This window comes from Oerskovia sp. NPDC060287 (genome assembly GCF_042726775.1).
GTDB classification, from domain to species: domain Bacteria; phylum Actinomycetota; class Actinomycetes; order Actinomycetales; family Cellulomonadaceae; genus Oerskovia; species Oerskovia merdavium.
Genome location: NZ_JBHXBO010000403.1, coordinates 1,257 through 1,515, shown reverse-complemented (window position 1 = coordinate 1,515; position 259 = coordinate 1,257). Strand labels below are relative to the sequence as shown.

The window sequence follows — 259 nt, the reverse complement described above, 5'->3', positions numbered from 1 at the left end:
GCTTGGCCCCGTGCTCAGGAACGGATGGGCTCGACGCTACGCGCCGAGCTCCCAGTTCCAGAAGCCGTAGAAGATCGTCGGGCTGATGGTGATCGCGTCGACGCCCTTCAGGTTCTCGTTCCAGCCCTGGATCGCGGGGAACTGGAAGATCGTGGTGCCGAAGGCGTCGGCCCACAGGTTCTTCTCGACCTCGAGCTGCAGAGCGAACTGCTCGTCGGGGTCGGTCGAGACCTGGAGCTGGTCGAGCGCAGCGTCGACG

1 pseudogene is annotated in these 259 nt (G+C 65.3%); it reads right to left on the bottom strand.

From position 1 onward, the window contains the following. Window positions 1-36: 36 nt before the first annotated feature. A pseudogene (locus ACFWFR_RS19325) lies at window positions 37-259 on the bottom strand (ABC transporter family substrate-binding protein); the annotation flags it as partial.